Source organism: uncultured Lacinutrix sp. (genome assembly GCF_947500325.1).
Taxonomy (GTDB): Bacteria; Bacteroidota; Bacteroidia; order Flavobacteriales; family Flavobacteriaceae; genus Lacinutrix.
Window position 1 is genome coordinate 48,265 of the sequence record NZ_CANMRQ010000008.1, and the last position, 23,147, is coordinate 71,411.

The following is a 23,147-nucleotide window of genomic DNA, read 5'->3' on the forward strand; positions in this document are numbered from 1 at the left end:
TTAAAAGATAGCTTCGGCTATTGCCTTAATATTATCACTTTTCCCCATTGAATAATAATGTAATACTGGAATACCAGCTTTTTCTAATTCTTTAGATTGCTGTATACACCATTCTATACCTATTTGTCTCACTTCTTTATTATCCTTACACTTTACAACCTCTAATATAAGAGCTTCTGGTAAATCTACATGAAACCTATGGGGAATTATATTTAATTGTCTTTTAGTAGCTATAGGTTTTAACCCTGGTATTATTGGCACTGTTATCCCTTCATTTCTACATTTTTTTACAAATTCAAAATATTTTTGATTATCAAAAAACATTTGAGTGACTATATATTCTGCTCCGTTTTTAATTTTCTTTTTTAAAAAATGAATATCACTATCCAAACTTGGTGCTTCCATATGCTTTTCTGGATAAGCGCCAACTCCTACACAAAAGTTTGTTGCTGAACAATTTTCTAATTCATCATCTAAATATTTAGCATTATTTAAATTTGAAATTTGTGTTACAAGTTCACTTGCATAATGATGCCCTTCTTTTTCAGGTGCAAAATACGTTTCTGTTTTTACTGCGTCACCACGTAAAGCCATGACATTATCAATTCCTAAAAAATCCAGATCAATTAAAAAATTCTCGGTATCTTCTTTAGTAAAACCTCCACATAGAATATGAGGAATAGCGTCGACTTGATATTTATTTTGTAGTGCAGCACATATCCCTACTGTACCTGGACGTTTTTTAACAACTTGCTTTTTTAATAAACCATTACCACAATCTTTATAAGTATACTCTTCTCTGTGATAAGTAACATCAATAAATGGAGGTTTAAATTCCATTAAAGGGTCTATATTATCAAAAATAGATTGAATATGCTGTCCTTTTAAAGGTGGCAAAATCTCGAATGAAAAGCGTGTTTTCCCATTCGCTTCGTTTATATGTTCTACTACTTTCATACTTATTCTGCTAGATTTGGATTTAGCCATTTTCTAGCTATTTCTTCATTAATACTTCTACGTTTAGCATAATCCTTTAATTGATCTTCTTTTATTTTTCCAAGACCGAAATATTTAGCTTCTTTATTACCAAAATAATAACCACTTACACTCGCTGCTGGCCACATAGCCAAACTTTCAGTTAGTTTTACTCCAATATTTTTTTCAACATCTAAAAGCTCCCAAATCGTTGTTTTCTCTAAATGATCTGGACATGCTGGATATCCAGGCGCTGGACGAATGCCTTTATAATTTTCTTTTATTAAATCTTGATTACTTAATGTTTCATTTTCAGTATAAGCCCAATGTTTTGTTCGTACTTCTTTATGTAAATACTCTGCAAAAGCCTCGGCTAATCTATCTGCTAAAGCTTTTATCATAATAGAGTTGTAATCATCATTATTAGCTTCAAATTGTTCTGCCAACTCTTTTGTTCCAAAGCCCGTAGTCACGCAAAATGCACCAATATAATCCTGAATTCCTGTAGCTTTAGGTGCAATAAAATCGGCTAATGCAAAGTTTGGAATGCTTTCTCGTTTTTTAAGCTGTTGGCGTAAGGTTAAAAATTTAATATTCTTACTTTGGCTATCAAATCCGCTTGAGCACATATTAGGAACCTTTACTTCAATATCATCATCATTTACGGTATTTGCTGGAAACAAACCAAAAACAGCTTTTGCTTTTAACAATTTCTCATCAAATATTTCCCTAAGTAGTTCTTGAGCATCTGCAAATAATTCTGTTGCTTGGGTTCCAACTATTTCATCTTTTAAAATATCTGGGTATTTACCATGTAAGTCCCAACTTCTAAAAAAGGGCGACCAATCAATAAATGACTCAAGTGACTTAATATCAAATTCATGAATAGTTTGAACACCTAACTGTTTTGGTTTTACAATGCTTGTAGTTTCCCAATCAATTTTAAATTTTCGTGCTCTCGCTTCATCAATTGTTCTGTATTCTTTTTGTTTTGTTCGACTTAAAAATTGTTCTCGAAATTTATTATACTCTTCACGAATTTGATTTTTATATAATGTGTTACTTTCTTGTAATAAATCTCCAACTACAGTAACTGCACGAGATGCATCATTAATATGGATAACAGTATTTTGGTAATGCGGCGCAATTTTTACAGCAGTATGTGCTTTTGATGTTGTTGCTCCTCCAATAATTAATGGGATTTCGATATTTTGTTTTTCTAATTCCTTAGACACATAAACCATTTCATCTAATGACGGTGTTATTAATCCACTTAAACCAATTACATCTACTCTTTCTTTTATAGCAGTTTCTATAATTTTTTCTGGAGGAACCATGACTCCTAAATCAATGATTTCGTAATTATTACACCCCAAAACAACACTTACTATATTTTTCCCTATATCATGAACATCTCCTTTTACAGTTGCCATTAAAATCTTTCCAGCAAACTCTTGTTTTCCATCTTTTTCATCTTCAATAAACGGCTGTAAATAAGCTACTGCTTTTTTCATTACTCTTGCTGATTTCACAACTTGTGGTAAGAACATTTTTCCACTTCCAAAAAGATCTCCAACAACATTCATTCCTATCATTAAATGTCCCTCAATCACTTGTATTGGTCTAGAAACTGATAATCTCGCTTCTTCAACATCTTCAACAATAAAAGCATCTATCCCTTTTACTAAGGCATGTGTTATTCTAGATTGTAAGTTTAAATTACGCCATTCCTGTATTGTTTCGGTTTCTTCTTTTTTATTCCCTTTTACTGTTTCTGCAAAATCTAAGAGCCGTTCTGTAGCATCATCTTTTCTATCAAATAAGACATCTTCAACACGTTCTAATAATTCTTTATCTATTTCATCATAAATCTCCAACATTGTTGGGTTTACAATTCCTAAATTCATTCCATTTTTTATGGCATGATATAAAAACGAAGAGTGCATTGCCTCTCGAACCGTATTATTTCCTCTAAATGAGAATGACACATTACTCACGCCTCCAGAGACATTAGCATAAGGTAAATTTTCACGAATCCATTTAGTAGCATTAAAGAAGTCTAGAGCATTTTTTCTGTGTTCTTCCATTCCTGTAGCCACAGGAAATATATTAGGGTCGAATATGATGTCTTGAGGAGGAAAATTGACTTCACTAACTAATATATCGTAAGATCGTTTACATATTTCAATACGTCTTTCATAAGTATCTGCTTGCCCATGCTCATCAAAAGCCATCACAATTACTGCAGCTCCATAACGTTTTACTAATTTTGCTTGGTATTTAAATTGGGCTTCTCCTTCTTTTAAACTAATAGAATTTACTACACTTTTCCCTTGAACAACTTGTAACCCCGCTTCAATTATTTCCCATTTAGAGCTATCAATCATAATTGGGACTCTTGCAATATCTGGTTCTGAAGCAATAAGATTTAAAAAGGTAGTCATAGCTTCTACACCATCAAGCATACCTTCATCCATATTGACATCAATAATTTGCGCACCACCTTCTACTTGGTCTCTAGCAACACTTAACGCTTCTTCAAATTTTTCTTCTTTTATTAAACGTAAAAATTTACGAGAGCCAGTAACATTAGTTCGCTCTCCAACATTAATAAAATTAGTATCTGGTGTAACTACAAGTGGCTCTAAGCCAGATAATGTTAAATATTTATTATCCTTAGGCATAACTTTAATCTTTAAAAAGTTTCTGCTTGCACAGAGATTTGACGGGGTTTATAATTTGCAGACACATCTGCAATGGCTTTAATATGATCTGGGTTTGTGCCACAGCAACCTCCAATAATATTTATTAAATCATCTTTAAGATAGCTTTCAATATACGCTTGCATTTCTTCTGCAGATTCATCATACTCACCAAAAGCATTTGGCAATCCTGCATTAGGGTGTGCCGAAGTATAAAATGTTGTCTCATTTGCTAATCGTTTTAAATACGGCTGTAACTGCTCGGCTCCTAAGGCACAATTAAATCCTACACTTAACAACTGCACATGAGAAATAGATGCTAAAAAAGCTTCGACTGTCTGCCCAGACAATGTGCGCCCTGAAGCATCAGTAATTGTTCCAGATACCATAATTGGAATATCAATATTACGTTCTTCTTTTACTTCTTCTATAGCAAATAATGCTGCTTTTGCATTTAATGTATCGAAGATCGTTTCTACTAAAAGTAAATCTACACCACCATCAACTAAAGCTTCTATTTGTTGTTTATACGCTAATCGTAATTCTTCGAACGTTACTGCGCGATACTCTGGTTTATTAACATCCGGAGATAAACTAGCAGTTCTATTTGTTGGCCCAATACTACCCGCAACAAATCTTGGTTTCTTAGGATTCTTTTGAGTAAACTCATTAGCTACATATTTTGCAATTTTTGCCGATTCGTAATTTAATTCATAGACTAAATCTTCCATATCGTAATCTGCCATAGCTATAGTTGTACCTGAGAATGTATTTGTTTCTACAATATCTGCTCCGGCTTCAAAATACTGCCTATGTATATCTGAAATAGCTTGAGGTTGTGTTAAAGACAACAAATCATTATTACCTTGTAAAGGCGATGGATAATCTTTAAAACGCTCTCCACGAAAATCTGCTTCAGTGAAATTATAACGCTGTAACATTGTTCCCATTGCTCCATCTAAAATTAGAATTCGCTTTTGTATTTCTTCTTCAATATTTGCCATTAATTCAATGCTTGATTTAAATCATTTATAATATCATCTACATATTCTAACCCCACAGAAACACGAACCAAACCTCCAGTAATTCCTGTTTGTAATCTATCGTCTTCAGACAGTTTAGCATGTGTTGTTGATGCTGGATGCGTTACTATACTTCTAGTATCTCCTAAATTTGCAGATAGAGATAATAACTTTATTCTATTCAAAAAGTTTCTACCAGCTTCAATACCTCCTTTTATTTCGAAAGCCACAATATTACCTCCTAATTTCATTTGCTTTTTGGCCAATTCATATTGCGGATGCGATTTTAAAAACGGGTATTTAACTAGATTTACTTTATTATGCGTCTCCAAAAATTGAGCTACTTTAAATGCGTTTTCACAATGCTTATCTACTCTTACTGGAAGTGTTTCTAAACTTTTAGACAATACCCATGCATTAAAAGGCGATAACGCTGGTCCTGTATTTCTTGAAAACAAATAGATTTTTTGTATTAATGCTTCACTACCAACTGTAACGCCGCCTAAAACGCGACCTTGTCCATCAATTAGTTTTGTTGCAGAATGAATAACGATATCGGCTCCAAACTTTATTGGTTGCTGTAAATATGGTGTTGCAAAACAGTTATCTATTATTAAGATAAGATTATGTTTTTTTGCAATTTGCCCCAATAGTTCTAAATCTAAAATATCTACTGCAGGATTTGTTGGGCTTTCTGCATAAATTACTTTTGTATTAGGTTGTATAAGACTTTCTATCTTGTCAATTTCATTGATTTTAAAATAGTTAGTTGAGATATTCCATTTTGGCAGAATATTATTATACATTGTTTGCGTTGATCCAAATACACTTCTAGATGAAATAATATGATCTCCTGCATTTAATAAAGCTGCAAATGTTGAAAATACGGCAGACATTCCAGATGCGAAAGCATAGCCTCTTTCTGCGCCTTCCATTTTACATATTTTCTCAATAAATTCTGATGTATTTGGATTTGAATAACGGCTATAGATATTACGATCCTTTTCATCTGCAAAAGAAGCTCGCATATCTTCTGCATCTTCAAAAATATAACTAGATGTTAAATACAAAGGATTTGAATGCTCTAAGTATTGAGAGCGCTCTATTTGCGTACGTATTGCCTGTGTTTCTATATGATTAGAACTCATTCTTTTTAATTATTTTTTTCTGTTAATCTTAGAATATCACCAAAAACACCTCTTGCTGTAACTGAAGCTCCAGCACCAGCACCTTGAATAACAATAGGGTTTTCCCCATAACTTTCTGTATATATTTCGAATATTGAATCTGCACCTTTTAAAGCTCCAAGTGCTGATTGCTCAGGAACAGACACTAATTTCACATCTAATTTAGCTCCATTATCATCTGCCAGATCACCATATAAATCCCCAATATATCTTAACACATGATTTGGATCTTGTTGCTCTTTTTTCTTTTGAAAAATTGGATTTAACGTATGCAATGATTCCAAAAATGCTGAAGTTTCTATAGTCCGTAAATTTTCAGGAATTAAGTTTTCTACAGACACATCACTTAAATCGTTATGTAAATCTAATTCTCTAGCCAAGATTAATAATTTTCTTGCTACATCATTACCACTTAAATCTTCTCTAGGGTTTGGTTCTGTATACCCTTTATCTAAAGCTTGTTGTAACGCTTCTGAAAACAAAATATCTTCTGAAGAAAACGTATTAAACAAATAACTTAAAGACCCAGAAAACACACCTCGAATACGCACTATGTTTTCTCCCGACAAATGCAATAGCTTAATGGTATCTATTAAGGGCAAACCGGCTCCAACATTAGTTTCATACAAGTATGATTTTTGGTATTTCTCTAAGGTTTTACGTAATTTATTATAGAATTCTAGATCAATAGTATTGGCTATTTTATTTGAAGACACCAAATCGAAACCTGTTTCTACTAATTGAATATAGTTAGAAACAAACTCTAAACTAGACGTATTATCAATAGCTATTAAATTTTCTAAATGATTAGATTTTGCATATTCAAAAACATCTTCTATTGTATAATTTTCTCCTTCATCATTAAGATCGTTTTCCCAGTTTTTATTGATTCCTTTTTTATTTAGCAATATTTTTTTAGAATTTGCAATTGCAAAAATATTTAGTTTAATGCCTTTTCTTTTTTCAATATCTTCTGCAGAAGCTATAATTTGATTAATGAGTTCACTACCAACCAAACCATGTCCAAAAATAGCAAGGTTTATCTTTTTTGAAATACCAAAAATTTCACCATGCATGACGTTTAACGCTTTATGCAACTGCTCTTTTTTAAGTACTATACTTACATTTTCTCCAGTAATAGTATTATTAAATAACAGAGGTGTTATTTGATTTTTAATTAAAGCATTAAATGGTTTATGAAACGTACTTAATTCTTGACCTACAATTGATATAACCGAAACATCATCTATAACATTAATCTTGTTAATGTCCTGCGAATAGAAATCGTTTTCAAATTCTTTCTCTAATGCAATTACTGCTTTAGTAGCTTTATTTGCATCTATAACCAAACCTATTCCTCGTTCTGAAGAGCCTTGTGATATAATACTAACACTAATATCTTCGTTACTTAAAGCCTTAAAAATTCTTGCGTCGACACCAACTTTCCCCAACAAACCACGTCCTTCAATATTTACTAAGGCTACATTATCTAAAACGGATAATGAGCGAATACCATTAGCGTTATTTTGAGAGGTAATAATAGTGCCTTTATCATCAGGATTAAACGTATTTAATATGCGAAGCGGAATGTTTTTTTCTATTAATGGAATAATAGTTTTAGCATGTAAGATGGTTGTTCCAAAATTTGCAAGCTCATTCGCTTCTGTAAATGATAATCTTTCAATTTTTCTGGCATCTGTTACTAAATCGGGGTTTGCGGTGTAAATTCCATTTACATGCGTATAATTCTGTAACTCTTCTGCATTTAAATAGTTTGCTAATAATGACGCTGTATAATTACTTCCATTTCTACCTAAAGTCGTTGTTTTATTATCTTTATTAGAAGCTATAAAACCTGTTACAATATTTACTGTTGTTCCATTATTTTGTTTAAAATAATCAACAACATTTTTCTTAGATATAGCATCATTAGGTTTAGCATTACCAAAATTATCATCAGTTTTAATAAGAGCTCTAGCATCTGCAGCTTTAGCGTTTATATTTTTGTCTTTTAATAAAGCAGAAATTAATTTGGCCGAAATTAATTCGCCTTGCGCCAAAACTTCATCTTTTATTTTTTGATTATAATCACCTAATAACTGGACACCTTCAAATAAACTATCTAATCTTGAAAATTCTTGAGACAAATCTGCATTAGTCAATAAATTTTGATAGTCTTTAAAGGCTTTTAATTGTTCTTGATAGTTTTCATTTTCTAAAGCTTTGTCTAGAATAGCTTCTAATTCATCTGTTGCTTGTCCTCTTGCTGAGACAACCACTGCAATATTTTCTTTCGCTTTTACTTTATTTTCTATTATAGAAATTACTCGGTTTATACCTTCGCCATTAGCTAAAGATTTACCACCAAATTTTAATATTTTCATTCTTTTTTCTTTTGATTCCGGATTAAAAATGTCTTTAATAATATTTTCTAGCTGTTCGAATTCAATTAAAAAAGCATCATGACCATGAATAGAATTTATCTCGTTGTAAGTAACATTAGGATGTGTTAATGCTAACTGTTTTTGTGTTTCTCTATTTTCTTCTGCTGTAAAAAACAAATCAGAATCTACAGCTACAATTGTTATTTTAGATTGTATACTATCTAAGATGTTTTCACTATTTTCTCTCCCTTTAGTAACATCAATTGTACGCAATAATTGGTTCATTAATTTATATGCAGATAATTGAAAACGTTCTTGTAATTTCTTACCATGATGTAATAACCAACTCTCTACATTAAACAATTCTAACACCTCGTTTTTTGAACGTTGAAAACGTGATTTAAAAGATTCTGGCGTTCTATAACATAGCATAGCATGCATTCTTGCATCATGAACAGGGTTATTAGAATTAGTTAAAAACTGCTCTTGAATTTGACAATTTGCCATTAACCAATCTGTAGATTTCCAATCTGTTGCTACAGGTATTAAATGCATAGAAAGATTTGGTTTTAATACTGCCATTTCCCATGAAATGCCTCCGCCAAGAGAACCTCCAATAACAGCAAAAAGGTTGTCTATTTTTAATTTCTCAAGACCTATTAAAAATAGTTTAGCAATGTCTCGTGCGACAAAATCTTTATAATTTTCTATTTCAAAACCATCATAACCATTTCCTGGAATATTAAATGCTAAAACAGTATATCGATTAGTATCAATAACCTTATTATCGCCTACTAAATCTGACCACCAACCATTTTCACCTGAGACACTACTGTTTCCTGTTAATGCGTGATTAACTAATACAATGGGTGCATCTAGTAATGGTCTACCAAACACTTCGTAAGACAAATTGAGAGACTCAATCTTACTTCCATTTAAAGTGACATAATCTAAAATAGATATATGATGTATCTGATTCATTTTATCAGTTTAAAAAATTGCTAATTAGTTTAGAAAAGAGCTACGCCACATTATCAAAATGCGTAACTCAATTCCAAACATCGATCTAACTAAAAAAAATTATGAAAGAACTGGTTGTTTAACTAGTTCGAAAGCAGCTTTTAAATCTGATTTAAGATCTTCAATATTTTCAATACCAACAGACAAACGAATTAAATCTTTTGTTACTCCTGTACTTTCTTGATCGGTATCATTTAACTGTTGATGCGTTGTACTTGCTGGGTGAATAATTAATGATTTTGTATCTCCAATATTGGCTAATAATGAGAATACTTTTGTACTATCTACTACTTTTTTTGCAGATTCATAACCACCATCTAAACCAAAAGTTACAATTCCACTTTGCCCTTCTGGCAAGTACTTTCTTGCTAAATCTTTGTATTTGCTAGTCTCTAGTCCTGGATAATTAACCCATGTTACTTGAGGTTGTTCTTGCAACCACTTAGCTAAAGCAAGTGCATTACTACTGTGTTTTTTTATACGTAACTCTAAGGTCTCTAAACCTTGAATGATTTGAAAAGAATTAAATGGACTTATAGCACCACCATAATCCCGTAATCCTTCAATTCTTATTTTGGCAATGAATGCAGCCGCTCCAATTGCTTCATGATAAACTAACCCGTGATAACCAGCAGATGGCTCTGTAAATTCTGGGAATTTTCCGCTAGACCAATCAAAAGTTCCAGCATCAATTATAGCACCTCCAAGCGCGGTTCCATTTCCGTTAATATATTTTGTTAACGAATGAATGACGATATTGGCTCCATATTTTATTGGGTTTAATAAATAAGGCGTTGCCACTGTATTATCTACAATTAAAGGCACCTTATATGCTTTTGCCTCTTTTGAAATAGCTTCGATATCTAAAACATCTAACTTTGGATTTCCTAATGATTCAATAAAAAATACTCTAGTATTTTCTTGCGCAGCCTCTTTAAAATTTTCAGGATTTGACGGATCTACAAATGTTGTTGTAATACCATGTCTTGGTAAAGTCACGCTCAATAAATTATAAGTACCACCATACAAACTATTTGAAGCAACAATATGATCTCCAGCCTTTAGAAGTGTTAGCAATGTTGTAGCTATAGCCGATGTTCCTGAAGCTGTAGCAACAGCTCCAACACCACCTTCTAATGCAGCCAATCTTTGCTCCAAAATATCATTTGTTGGATTATTAAGTCGTGTGTAAATAAACCCTGGTACAGATAGGTTAAATCTTCCAGCTGCGTCATCTGAGTCATCGAATACGTATGCTGTAGATTGATAAATAGGCACAGCTCTTGTACCTCCATTTTTGTCGACATCGTGTCCTGCGTGCAACGCTTTCGTTGCGAATTTTTGTGTACTCATTTTTCTAATTTTTTTGAGTTAATTAAATGAGTGCTTATAAAAAAGCACAATTAAACCAAAAGTCAAATCAGCCTCGAAAGGCATATTTAATAGAAAAATGTTATAAGAAATATACGTAACTACAGATGGGTGATTACGTTTGGTTATCTATCCGAAATAGCAAAAAATGACTTGCGCATTCAAGTAGAATTTAGCACCTTCTTAGTAAATCTAAGGGTTGCTAAGGTTTCATAGGGTCTAATCCCTCCACCTTTCTTGATAACATTTCAATAAAGCTTTGAACTTTGTGAGCACAAATATTGTGAAAAAGATTTTATTCTACCAAATAAAAAAAGATTTTTTTTCATTAAAAATGATTTTAAAACATTTTAAAGTGAATTAAAATCTACAAATACATGATCTTACAAAATATTTATCTATACAAATTAATGTGATAATTATTCTATATCAGATTTTAATTATTATTTATTTCAGCTAGATACTTTTCTCTAATTATTTTATCGACTGGTTTGTTTTCAATTTTACTTTCCAGCCAAGAAATAATATCTAAGTATAAAAATGCACGTCCTTCAAATGGATCATTTTCATAAATTTTCAGCTTTTTATGTAATGTTTTAAATGCTTTTTTTATGTCATGCGGATAAATATCTTGTAATCCACGAATGAACTTTATCATCTCTTTTTGTACTTCATGAAGGTCATTCATTTTTATTAAAAACTTATAAGTACTTCTTAATAGTGTTTCTAAATGGTAATCTAAACCAGCTTCATAATGCGCCACTAAATTTAAAACACGAGAAAAACATAAAAGATCTTCTCGCATTGTTAATGTTTTATTAGAAATTATTTTACCTAAATACTCAATTGCTTTTCTATTTTTTCCCGCTCCAAAATACAAACTAGCAAACTTGTAATAAAAAGTCATAGTATGATGTTCATCTATTCTATTTTTAAAACGAACCAGATCTTGTTCCATTTTTGGAACTAGACTTAGACCATCTTCAAAAGTGCCATCAATAAAATGTAAATTAATTTTATTTAAATTGATATATAAAAAAGATAAAGCCTCTACATTTTCATCATTAGGCAACTTATTTTCAGCGACTATCGCTTCCAACTTGTTAAGCGAACTTTCAAACTTTTCTCTATTTTTTAAAAAGAATAGTGATTCTAACAAGTAGTTATTTCCTTTCAAAAAGAAGACAGGGTTCAAATGAATCATATTAGAGTTTTGATAAAATAAATCAACCCATTTTGAAGCATATTTATAACAATTCAAAAAATCTTGCATTAGAAAACTATACCACAAATACGCATTATACAACCATAATTTCTCTCGAAATCCTAATTTTTTAATATCATATTTTGGCAAACGTTTATCAAAATAATCTTGCACCCATATACTTTCTTCTTTGTTTCTAACGTAACCTGTTTTTAAAAATAATCCATACAATTGAAGTGATAAATTTGACAACTTACTAGCTATTACATTAGCTGCACTTAACTCTTTGGCCTGTATAGTTAACTCATCGGCTCGACCACTCATACTTCTTGTAATGTACTGCGATTCAATTACCTTTTCTAACTCAACAATTTCGTATGCTAAATTTTTCTCTTCATTTACAATAGCTAGGTCTTTTGCTTTATCTAATATTTTTAAACTTTGTTTGTATAGACCTTTATGGTATAAAATAGAAGCAAAATCTAATTGCTCTCGAATTTGAGATCTTATATTTTGATGAGAAGGATTCAATTTTAAGCTAATTAAAATCTGTTTATATAGATGGGCCTTTACATTAGCTAACTGTTGTTTTTTAACCTCTGTAGATTTCAGAATAACTCTTTCATCATAAACAGACATTTTATCTAAAACATTAAAAACGCTTAAAAATTTTGAGTCTGAGTTCACTCCCAAACGTCCAACATACAACTTAAATTGTCTTTTTTCAGATTTGGTTAAGGATTTTACCAATAAAAATAAGTTGTCTTTTTGATCTTTAGTCATCAATTAAAATAAAATATAAACAATTGATTATCAGATTAATAAACTCAATTATTTGTGTTGAACATCGTAAAACCATATTATTATTATCGGTCTAGCATTTATCCAAAATATAAATTCGTAGTACAATAGAAAAATAAATCTCTAAGAAATGTCAAAACAACATATTCAAATATTCGATACAACCCTTCGTGACGGAGAGCAGGTTCCGGGTTGCAAATTAAACACCGAACAAAAGGTCGTCATTGCGAAACAATTAGATCATTTAGGAGTCGATGTTATTGAAGCTGGTTTTCCCGTTTCTAGTCCTGGAGATTTTAAATCGGTAACTGCTATATCAAAAACTGTAAAAAACGCAACTGTTTGCGGATTAACTCGAGCAGTAGAAAATGATATTAAAGTAGCTGCTGATGCCTTAAAATATGCTAAAAAACCTAGAATACATACAGGTATTGGTACAAGCGACTCTCATATAAAATTTAAATTCAACTCTAATCGAGAAGAGATTATTAAACGTGCTTTTGCTGCTGTTAGTTATGCAAAATCTTTTGTTGAAGATGTTGAATTTTACGCAGAAGACGCTGGTAGAACAGATAACGAGTATTTAGCTCGTGTATGTGAAGCCGCTATAAAAGCTGGAGCAACTGTTTTAAATATTCCAGATACAACAGGTTACTGTCTTCCTAGTGAATATGGCGAAAAAATGAAGTATTTAATGGAGAATGTAAAAGGTATTGAAAAGGCTATCTTATCATGTCATTGTCATAACGATTTAGGTTTAGCAACTGCCAACTCTATTGAAGGTGTTATTAATGGTGCACGACAAATTGAATGTACAATTAATGGTATTGGAGAACGTGCAGGAAACACTGCTTTAGAAGAAGTTGTCATGGTTTTAAAACAACATTCCGATTTACAATTAGATACAAACATAGACACTACAAAACTTTTTGGCCTAAGCCAATTAGTAAGTGATAATATGGGCATTTACACTCAACCCAATAAAGCTATAGTTGGTGCTAATGCCTTTGCTCACAGCTCTGGGATACATCAAGATGGTGTTATTAAAAACAGAGAAACGTATGAAATTATAGACCCGAAAGATGTAGGAGTCACCGAATCTGCAATTGTATTAACGGCTCGTAGTGGACGAGCAGCTTTAGCTTATAGAGCTAAGAATGTTGGTTATGAATTAACTAAATTACAACTAGATGATGTTTACGCAAATTTCTTGTCTTTTGCAGACAAAAAGAAAGAGATTAATGATGGAGACATTCATCAAATAATTGAAACAAGTAAAGTTTACAATCAAATAATAAGTGCATAGTATCATGAAGAAGACATTATTTGATAAAGTTTGGGATGCTCATGTCGTTGATTCTATAGAAAATGGCCCACAAGTTTTATATATAGATAAACATTTAATTCATGAAGTGACTAGTCCACAAGCCTTTAATGAATTAGAAAAACGTAGGATTCCTATCTTTCGTCCAAATCAAATTGTGGCTACTGCAGACCACAATACACCTACAGAAAACCAACACTTACCAATTAAAGATGAGAACTCTAGAAAACAACTAGAACAACTCTCTAATAATTGTAAAAAAAATAACATTACACTTTATGAATTAGGACACGAGTATAATGGTATTGTTCACGTTATGGCTCCAGAATTGGGCATTACTCAACCTGGAATGACTATTGTTTGCGGAGACAGCCATACCTCAACACATGGCGCTTTTGGTACTATTGCTTTTGGTATTGGTACTAGTCAAGTGGCTCAAGTTTTCGCAAGTCAATGTTTACTATTAAAAAAACCAAAAAGCTTGCGTGTTTCTGTAAATGGCAAACTAAAAAAAGGTGTATTACCTAAAGATGTTATTTTATATATTATTGCTAAGTTAGGCACCAATGCTGGCACAGGATACTTTTGCGAATATGCAGGCGATGTATTTGAAAACATGTCTATGGAAGGCAGAATGACGGTTTGTAATATGAGTATTGAAATGGGAGCACGCGGAGGCATGATTGCTCCAGACCAAACCACTTTTGATTATGTAAAAGGAAAAACATTTGCACCAATTGGAAATGATTTTGATAAAAAAGTTAACTATTGGAAAACATTACCAACAGATCAAGGCGCTACCTTCGATAAAGAATACTTTTTTGATGCCGAAGATATTGAACCAATGGTTACTTATGGAACAAATCCAGGAATGGGAATAAAAGTTTCCGAAAACATACCAGAATTAAACGATGCTTCTTTTGAAAAATCTTTAGAATATATGGATTTCAAAAAAGGAGAATCATTAGTTAATAAACCAATAAACTTCGTATTTATAGGAAGCTGTACCAACTCAAGAATTGAAGATTTTAGAGTTGCTGCAAACTACATAAAAGGCAAACAAAAAGCAGATAATGTAACTGCTTGGCTTGTTCCTGGAAGCAAGCAAGTTGAAGCTCAAATTATTAAAGAAGGTTTAAAAACAATTTTTGACGCAGCAGGTTTTAAATTACGTCAACCAGGCTGTAGTGCTTGTTTAGCCATGAACGACGATAAAATTCCTCAAGGAGAATACTGTGTCTCTACAAGTAACAGGAATTTTGAAGGTAGACAAGGACAAGGTGCCCGAACTATTTTAGCAAGTCCTTTAGTAGCTGCAGCCACAGCTGTTGAAGGCAAAATTATTGACATAACTAAACAATTGAATTAAGATGGAAAAGTTTACAACATTACAGTCGAAAGCTATTCCATTAGCGATTGAAAATATAGATACAGATCAAATTATTCCTGCTCGCTTTTTAAAAGCAACAGACAGAAATGGTTTTGGTGATAATGTTTTTAGAGATTGGCGTTTTAACGAGGATAATTCTAAAAATGAAGATTTCACATTGAACAACCCAAAATATTCTGGCAGCATTTTAGTTGCTGGCGATAATTTTGGTTGCGGTTCTAGTAGAGAACATGCCGCATGGGCTTTAAGCGATTATGGTTTTAAGGTTATTGTTTCAAGTTTCTTTGCAGATATTTTTAAAGGAAACGCCTTAAACAATGGTCTACTTCCTGTTCAAGTTTCGCCAGAATTTTTAAAAGTGCTATTAGCTGAAATCACTGAAAAACCTGAAATTAAATTAGAAGTGAATTTAGAACATCAGACGATTTCAGTTGTAGACACTTCTTTTAAAGACGCTTTTGAAATTGATCCATATAAAAAAACATGCTTAATAAATGGTTATGATGATATTGACTACCTATTGAGTAAAAAAACAGAAATAGAAGCTTTTGAAGCTAAGAACTTAACTAAATAAAACAAGATTCCTGTTTTAGCAGGAATAAAAAATATTATCTATGAAATTAAACATAGCAGTATTACCAGGTGATGGTATTGGTCCCGAAGTCACATCGCAAGCTATAAAAGTATTAAAAGCTATTGCTTTAGAATTTAATCATACATTTTTATTTAAAGAAGCTCCTGTTGGAGCTATTGCGATAGATGAGAAAAATAACCCATTGCCAGATAGCACTTTAGATTTGTGTAAATCGAGTGATGCCATTTTATTTGGCGCCATTGGGCATCCTAAATATGATAATGACCCAAGTGCTAAAATACGCCCAGAGCAAGGCTTATTAAAATTAAGAAAAGAATTAGGTCTATATGCTAATGTAAGACCAGTAAAAGCGTACGATACACTTTTAGACAAATCACCATTAAAACGTGAAATAGTCTCTGGCACAGATATTAGTATTTATAGAGAATTAACAGGCGGTATTTATTTTGGAGAGAAGCAATTAAGTGATGATGGAGATACGGCTTCAGATTTATGCGAGTATTCTCGTTACGAAATTGAACGTATCGCTCAAATGGCATTTAAAACAGCACAATCTCGACGTAAAAAAGTAACATTAGTAGATAAAGCTAATGTACTAGAAACCTCTCGTTTGTGGCGTAAAGTAGTTACAGAACTGGCACCTAATTATCCAGATGTGACACTTGATTTTTTATTTGTTGATAATGCAGCCATGCAAATGATTTTAAACCCAAAACAGTTTGATGTTATTTTAACCGAAAACCTTTTTGGTGATGTTATTAGTGATGAAGCTAGCGTTATTGGTGGATCTATAGGCTTATTAGCCTCTGCTTCTCTTGGAGATCGTTATGCTATGTTCGAACCTATTCATGGGTCGTACCCTCAAGCAACGGGTAAAGGCATTGCTAATCCTGTGGCTTCTATTTTAAGCGCAGCCATGTTATTAGAGCATTTTGAATTATTTGATGAAGCTGAACTTATTAAAACTGGTGTAGAAAAATCTTTAAAACTAAATATTACAACTCCAGATTTAAATAGTGTTTACGATAATATAACAACATCTAAAGTTGGTGATTTTATTGCCGATTTTATTAGTAACCCAAATGATACGAATATTAACTTTAATAATATTCATTTAGGACAATCTACAATTATATAATATTTATTAGTCAAATATTAAAAAAGCACCTTGATATCAAGGTGCTTTTTTCTTTGGGAATTTATTACGAATCTCATCCAAACACAGATTACCAATACTTCCAATATGAGAATGTTGCTTTGATATATCTGGAATATAAGTATCATCTTGAACTTGTTTCCCTATACTTTGATATGCTTCTCTAAATGACATGCCTTTCTCTACCAAACTATTAATATTATCTACTGTATATAAGTATTTATACTTCTCATCATCTAAATCAATACTATTAACCACAATCTTCTGTATTGCATAATTAAAGACGTCTAATATATTTTTAGTTTCTTCAATTGCTTTAATAACATTCTCTTTTAATAATTGGTAATCTCTATGATAACCACTTGGCAAATTATTAGTTAACAACAACATTTCTGTTTGTAATGCTTGTATTTTATTACTCTTACCACGAATTAACTCAAATACATCTGGATTTTTTTTATGAGGCATAATACTACTCCCAGTAGTCAACTCTTCTGGAAAGCTAACAAATCCAAAATTCTGACTCATATACAAACAAATATCCATAGCAAAACGAGACAAAGTATTTGCGATACTACCTAAAGCAGTTGATACTACACGCTCACTCTTACCACGACTCATTTGTGCAGCTACCACATTATATTTTAATGTTGAAAAACCTAATTCTTGAGTTGTAAACACTCTATCTATTGGAAATGAACTACCATAACCTGCTGCAGATCCTAAAGGGTTTTGATCCACTGTTTTTAAAGCTGCATCCAACACATAAATATCATCAATAAGTAGTTCTGCATAAGCCGAAAACCATAACCCAAAAGAAGATGACATAGCTACTTGTAAATGTGTATATCCAGGAATACATACATTTTTATGTTTTTCAGCTAAACCAATAAGTGTATCAAAAAATATTTTAGTTTTTTCTTTAATAGTATTTAGCTCTACTTTATAATACAATTGAAGCGCTACTAATACTTGATCATTTCTAGAACGCGCCGTATGCATTTTCTTTCCTACATCTCCTAACTGTTTTGTTAATTCAAATTCTATTTTAGAATGTACATCTTCAAATTCTAATCCTATTTTAAAAGTTCCTGCTTTTATTTGCTTTTCTATTACTTGTAAACCTTTTTCTAATTGCTTTAATTCTTCGTTAGATAGTATTTCAATTTTATGTAACATTTTAGCATGTGCTAACGATGCTTGTATATCGTACTTAGCAATATGTAAATCTATTTCTCTATCATTACCAACAGTAAATTCATCTATCTTTTTATCTATTGCAATCCCTTTATCCCACAATTTCATAATTATATATTTTATAATACTTTTTCTAATAATTCAATATAAATAGCGATACCTTCTTCTATTTCTTTTAGATAAATAAACTCATCTGCAGTATGAGAACGCTTACTATCTCCCGGGCCTAATTTTAACGACGGACAATTAAGTACTGCCTGATCTGATAAGGTTGGAGAACCGTATGTTTGTCTACCTATATCTATCCCTGCTTTTACTAAATCATGGCTTACTGGTATAGAAGACGAATTTAATTTAAGACTTCTAGGCACCAACTTTTTACAAGGTGAATTATTAGTTAATAATTCTATAACTTCTGTATTTGAATACTTATCGTTTACACGTACATCTATTACCAAATTCACATTAGCCGGTACTGCATTATGCTGTTTACCTGCATTAATTTGTGTTACTGTCATTTTAACTTCTCCTAAAACATTAGAGACTTTAGAAAATTTAAAATCTCTAAACCATTTTAGAGCCTCTATTGTATTATAAATTGCATTATCATTGTTAGGATGTGCGGCATGACTTGGCGTGCCATTTATTTCTGCATCAAAAACAACAAGCCCTTTTTCGGCAATAGCTAAATGCATTAAAGTTGGTTCTCCAACAATAGCTACATCTATTTTTGGAATAATAGACAACATACTATTCAATCCATTAGCGCCACTATTTTCTTCTTCGGCAGAAGCAACTATTACCAAGTTATAATTTAAATGATCTTGATTATAAAAATGATTAAATGTAGCCAATAAAGACACTAAACAACCACCAGCATCATTACTTCCTAAGCCATATAATTTTCCATCCTGAATTAGAGCATTGAATGGATCTTTAGTATAACCATTATTAGGTTTTACTGTATCATGATGAGAGTTCAATAATAGCGTTGGTTTGGCCTCGTCAAAATATTTATTAGTAGCCCAAACATTATTATTAGTTCTTTTAAAAGGAATATTGTTCGTTTCAAACCATTGCTCAATATGATTTGCCGTATCATTTTCTTCAGTAGAAAATGAAGGTGTTTTTATAAGCTTCTTTAACAAACTAATGGCTTCCCTATTTAATTCTTGATATTTCATTTTTGAATGGTTGTATACTTTAGCGTTTTGTTGAATACTATTTCTGGTTTCCCAATACATACTGTCTTAATATTATTTTGAATGGCACGAAAACAATTATTTAGTTTAGGTAACATTCCATTTGCTATGATTCCTTTTTCTTTAAGTCCTTTATAACGCTCTGTAGTAATAGTTTCAATTACAGAATCTTCATTATTTACATCTTCTAGAACACCATTTTTTCCAAAACAATAATACAGTTCTGTTTCAAATACATTAGCCAACCCAATGGCTATTTCTGAAGCCACGGTATCTGCATTAGTATTAAGTAATTGTCCTTGTTTATCGTGCGTAATAGCACAAAAAACTGGCGTTATATTACTATGTAATAGCAACTCTAAAATTTCAATATTTACTTTTACAACATCACCAACCAATCCATAATCTATAGTTTTTACTGGTCGTTTTTTAGATATAACACAATTACCATCTGCACCAGAAAGGCCTATAGCATTACAATTATTAGCTTGTAGTTTAGCAACAATATTTTTATTTATTTTACCAGCATACACCATTGTTGCAATATCAAGTGTAATAGCATCTGTAACTCGCCTTCCATCAACCATATTAACCTCAACCTGCATTTTATTTGCTAATTGCGTTGCTAATTTTCCGCCTCCATGAATTAAAATTCTAGGTCCTTTTATTTTAGAAAACTCGAGTAAAAAGTTTTGTAACATTATCTCGTTATCTATAATATTCCCTCCTATTTTTACAACTTTCAAGACTGCCATAACTATAAATTTTCAAGAATACTTTTTAGCACTATTTGAGCAGCATAAGTTCTATTATTGGCCTGTGCCATTACTATAGAATTATTACTATCTAAAACCGTATCTTCTACAACAACATTTCGCCTTACTGGTAAACAATGCATAAATTTTGCTTGCCCTATCTTGTCTTGAGTTATCATCCAACTTGGATCACTATTCAAAACTTCCCCATAGTCATTATAACTACTCCAGTTTTTAGCACAAACGAAATCTGCGTTTGCAAACGCCTCTTTTTGATTATAAGAAATAATGGTATCTCCAGTAATTTTAGTATTTAATTCATATCCTTTAGGCTGTACAATGGTTAAATCTACTGGTAACGCTTTCATAATATTTACAAACGAATTAGCTACGGCCTGAGGTAAAGCTTTAGGATGCGGCGCCCAAGACAAAACAACTTTTGGTCTATTTGTTGTCTTTAATTCTTCAATAGTTATTACATCACTTAAAGCTTGTAATGGATGACTAGTTGCACTTTCCATATTTATAATAGGAACAGTCGCATATTTTATAAAACTATTTAAAACATATTCTGACTCATCTTTCTCTTTATCTTTTAAACTAGGGAATGCTCTAACCGCAATTATGTCTGCATATTGAGATATAACATTAGCTGCTTCTTTAATATGTTCAGACTTCTCCATATCCATTACAGTTCCATCTTCAAATTCTAATTTCCAAGTATCATTTACATTTAAAACCATGACTTCCATACCTAGATTTTTTGCCGCTTTTTCTGTACTTAAACGTGTTCTTAAACTCGCATTAAAGAATAACATCACTAATGTTTTATGCTTCCCGAGTTCTGAAAATGTATAAGGTTCTTTTTTTAATTCTATTCCGTTTTTTATAGTCTCGGAAAGATTAACTATGTCATATATATTTGTAAAATGCTTCATAGTTCTTTATGTAATGCTTCAAAAAACTTATCGATATGCATTTTTTGAATAGTTAATGGCGGAAGAATCCTTAAAATATTAGCATTTTTAGCACTTCCAGTAAATATTTTGTGTTTATAGAGCAATGCTTTTCTTAATGATGTTATAGGAAAATCAAATTCTAGACCTAACATTAATCCTCTTCCTTTTACTTTTTTTAATTGAGGTAATGCACTCGCTTTTTCTAGAAAATAATCTGAAACTTCTTTTACATTTTGCATCAAACGCTCTTCATTTATAACATTTAAGACAGATAACGTAGCTGCACATGCCAAATGATTTCCTCCAAAAGTGCTTCCCAATAAACAAAAAGAAGGTTTAATATTTGGATGAATTAAAATACCACCTACAGGAAAACCATTACCCATACCTTTAGCCATTGTTATAATATCTGGTTGAATATTGTGTTTTTGAAATGCAAAAAAATCTCCTGTTCTACCAAATCCAGATTGTACTTCATCTACAATTAAAAGCGTATTGTACTTTTTACAAAGCAAACTTAATTCTTGATAGAATTTAGTTGTACTTTCATCTAAACCACCAACACCTTGAATACATTCTAAAATAACTGCACATGTTTCTTTTTTCTTTAAAATAGCATCTACAGCTTTTATATCGCCTAAGCCAACAAAATCAACTTCTTGCTGGCTATTAATTGGAGCTACAATTTTAGGATTATCTGTAGCTGCGACTGCAGCTGAAGTTCTACCATGAAATGCATTTTTAAATGCAACAACTTTCTTTTTACCTGTATGAAACGATGCTAATTTTAATGCATTTTCATTTGCTTCTGCTCCAGAATTACAAAGAAATAATTGGTAGTCTTTACAATTTGAAATGTCCTCTAATTTATTAGCCAATTCAACTTGTAACGAATTATGAACGGCATTACTATAAAACCCTATCTGTTTAATTTGATTTGAAATCGCAAAGACATATTTTGGATGCGAATGCCCGATAGAAATTACTGCATGTCCTCCATAAAGATCCAAATACTGTATTCCCTTTTTATCATATACATAAACATTATTTGCAATTACAGGTGTTATATCAAACAATGGATAAACATTAAATAAACTCATATTTGATTCTTTTTAATGTTATTTATCTTATTAAACGATGCTACCATACCTTGAATAAGCGAAGAACTTAATCCTTTGTGCTCCATTTCATTTAAACCTTCAATTGTACAACCTTTTGGCGTTGTTACACGATCAATTTCTTCTTCTGGGTGATTGCCATTAGTAATTAACAAGCTAGCAGCTCCTTCACTTGTATACATTGCTAATTCTTGTGCTTCTTTTGCATCAAAACCTAATTGAATAGCCGCTTGCGTTGTAGCACGAATTAATCGCATCCAAAAGGCAATACCACTAGCGCAAACAACAGTAGCTGCTTGCATTTGAGTTTCTGGTATACTTATACTATTTCCTAATCGATTAAAAATGGCTTCTGCTACTTTTATGCGTTGTATTCCTTTATCATTACTACATAAACACGTCATAGATTTACCAACGGCTATTGCTGTATTTGGCATGGCTCTAATTATAAATTGATGCGCTCCTAATACCGTTTCTATCTTAGAAATCGAGTATCCAGTTATTGTAGAAATAACAACATGGTTTTCGTTTAAAAAAGGTTTTATCTGTTTTAAAATAGTTTCAAAATGCCTTGGTTGAATTGCAAAAATTAAAATATCTGATTTCTGTACTGCTAGAATATTATCTGAAGTTAGCGTTACATTTTTATAACCTTCAAATTCTTGAATCTCTTCTAAATTCCTTTTTGTTAAATGCAAAGAAGTAATAGCGTTAGTTGTTATTAATCCTTTTGCTATTGAACTCCCTAAGTTTCCTGCTCCTATAATGGCTATTTTCATTTTTTA

Annotated in this window: 17 protein-coding genes and 1 riboswitch; of the genes, 4 read left to right on the plus strand and 13 right to left on the minus strand. The window is 31.7% G+C overall.

The annotated features are described in order from the left end of the window. The 7 genes from metF to Q0997_RS11450 all read right to left on the minus strand — a co-directional run bounded on the left by metF (position 1) and on the right by Q0997_RS11450 (position 12,648). Positions 1 to 957: a methylenetetrahydrofolate reductase [NAD(P)H] gene (metF, locus tag Q0997_RS11420; protein ID WP_299888964.1), complete on the minus strand. Its 957-nt coding sequence runs from the start codon at positions 955 to 957 to the stop codon at positions 1 to 3. A 2-nt stretch (positions 958 to 959) separates the two neighbouring features. Beyond that, positions 960 to 3,659, minus strand: coding sequence for a methionine synthase (gene metH, locus Q0997_RS11425; RefSeq protein WP_299888966.1), 2,700 nt, complete (start codon positions 3,657 to 3,659; stop codon positions 960 to 962). An 11-nt stretch (positions 3,660 to 3,670) separates the two neighbouring features. Continuing rightward, positions 3,671 to 4,681: a homocysteine S-methyltransferase family protein gene (locus tag Q0997_RS11430; protein ID WP_299888968.1), complete on the minus strand. Its 1,011-nt coding sequence runs from the start codon at positions 4,679 to 4,681 to the stop codon at positions 3,671 to 3,673. Next, a complete protein-coding gene (locus tag Q0997_RS11435) occupies positions 4,681 to 5,847 on the minus strand; it encodes an aminotransferase class I/II-fold pyridoxal phosphate-dependent enzyme (RefSeq protein WP_299888970.1) in 1,167 nt (388 codons plus the stop codon). The genes Q0997_RS11430 and Q0997_RS11435 overlap by 1 nt, the downstream gene beginning before the upstream one ends. A gap of 5 nt (positions 5,848 to 5,852) precedes the next feature. After that, complete coding sequence (thrA, locus tag Q0997_RS11440; protein WP_299888971.1) at positions 5,853 to 9,251, minus strand: bifunctional aspartate kinase/homoserine dehydrogenase I; 3,399 nt, start codon at positions 9,249 to 9,251, stop codon at positions 5,853 to 5,855. 99 nt (positions 9,252 to 9,350) lie between these two features. Then, positions 9,351 to 10,643: an O-acetylhomoserine aminocarboxypropyltransferase/cysteine synthase family protein gene (locus Q0997_RS11445; RefSeq protein ID WP_299888973.1), complete on the minus strand. Its 1,293-nt coding sequence runs from the start codon at positions 10,641 to 10,643 to the stop codon at positions 9,351 to 9,353. 140 nt (positions 10,644 to 10,783) lie between these two features. Next, positions 10,784 to 10,908: riboswitch (SAM riboswitch) on the minus strand. Between the two features lie 189 nt (positions 10,909 to 11,097). Next, positions 11,098 to 12,648: a hypothetical protein gene (locus tag Q0997_RS11450; RefSeq protein ID WP_299888975.1), complete on the minus strand. Its 1,551-nt coding sequence runs from the start codon at positions 12,646 to 12,648 to the stop codon at positions 11,098 to 11,100. Positions 12,649 to 12,796: 148 nt separating this feature from the next. Between Q0997_RS11450 and Q0997_RS11455 the strand changes: the two genes are divergently transcribed. Genes Q0997_RS11455 through leuB form a run of 4 tightly spaced genes read left to right on the plus strand, consistent with a single transcriptional unit; the run spans position 12,797 to position 17,113 of the window. Further along, positions 12,797 to 13,972, plus strand: coding sequence for a 2-isopropylmalate synthase (locus Q0997_RS11455; protein ID WP_299888977.1), 1,176 nt, complete (start codon positions 12,797 to 12,799; stop codon positions 13,970 to 13,972). A 4-nt stretch (positions 13,973 to 13,976) separates the two neighbouring features. Next, positions 13,977 to 15,359 (plus strand): 3-isopropylmalate dehydratase large subunit, encoded by a 1,383-nt coding sequence (leuC, locus tag Q0997_RS11460; protein ID WP_299888979.1) that lies wholly within the window; start codon positions 13,977 to 13,979, stop codon positions 15,357 to 15,359. Position 15,360: 1 nt separating this feature from the next. Further along, positions 15,361 to 15,954 carry a 3-isopropylmalate dehydratase small subunit gene (leuD, locus tag Q0997_RS11465; protein ID WP_299888980.1) on the plus strand — a complete coding sequence of 198 codons (594 nt, stop codon included), beginning with the start codon at positions 15,361 to 15,363 and terminating at the stop codon, positions 15,952 to 15,954. A gap of 40 nt (positions 15,955 to 15,994) precedes the next feature. Then, positions 15,995 to 17,113: a 3-isopropylmalate dehydrogenase gene (gene leuB / locus Q0997_RS11470; RefSeq protein ID WP_299888982.1), complete on the plus strand. Its 1,119-nt coding sequence runs from the start codon at positions 15,995 to 15,997 to the stop codon at positions 17,111 to 17,113. A gap of 36 nt (positions 17,114 to 17,149) precedes the next feature. Here leuB and argH read toward each other — a convergent pair whose 3' ends face one another. From argH to proC, 6 genes are read right to left on the minus strand one after another with little or no spacing between them, the layout of a single operon-like run. Continuing rightward, on the minus strand, positions 17,150 to 18,436 hold the full coding sequence (argH, locus tag Q0997_RS11475) for an argininosuccinate lyase (protein ID WP_299888983.1): 1,287 nt from the start codon (positions 18,434 to 18,436) through the stop codon (positions 17,150 to 17,152). Positions 18,437 to 18,447: 11 nt separating this feature from the next. Continuing rightward, on the minus strand, positions 18,448 to 19,512 hold the full coding sequence (locus tag Q0997_RS11480) for a M20 family metallo-hydrolase (RefSeq protein ID WP_299888985.1): 1,065 nt from the start codon (positions 19,510 to 19,512) through the stop codon (positions 18,448 to 18,450). Continuing rightward, the gene (gene argB, locus Q0997_RS11485) at positions 19,509 to 20,285 is read right to left on the minus strand and encodes an acetylglutamate kinase (RefSeq protein WP_299888987.1); all 777 of its coding nucleotides are present in this window, start codon (positions 20,283 to 20,285) and stop codon (positions 19,509 to 19,511) included. The genes Q0997_RS11480 and argB overlap by 4 nt, the downstream gene beginning before the upstream one ends. Before the next feature lie 2 nt (positions 20,286 to 20,287). Beyond that, entirely contained in the window at positions 20,288 to 21,223 is a 936-nt protein-coding gene (locus tag Q0997_RS11490) for an acetylornithine carbamoyltransferase (protein ID WP_299888989.1), read from the minus strand. Next, complete coding sequence (locus tag Q0997_RS11495; protein ID WP_299888991.1) at positions 21,220 to 22,344, minus strand: aminotransferase class III-fold pyridoxal phosphate-dependent enzyme; 1,125 nt, start codon at positions 22,342 to 22,344, stop codon at positions 21,220 to 21,222. The genes Q0997_RS11490 and Q0997_RS11495 overlap by 4 nt, the downstream gene beginning before the upstream one ends. After that, positions 22,341 to 23,141: a pyrroline-5-carboxylate reductase gene (gene proC, locus Q0997_RS11500; protein WP_299888993.1), complete on the minus strand. Its 801-nt coding sequence runs from the start codon at positions 23,139 to 23,141 to the stop codon at positions 22,341 to 22,343. Before proC ends, Q0997_RS11495 begins: the two co-directional genes overlap by 4 nt. Positions 23,142 to 23,147 lie beyond the last annotated feature (6 nt).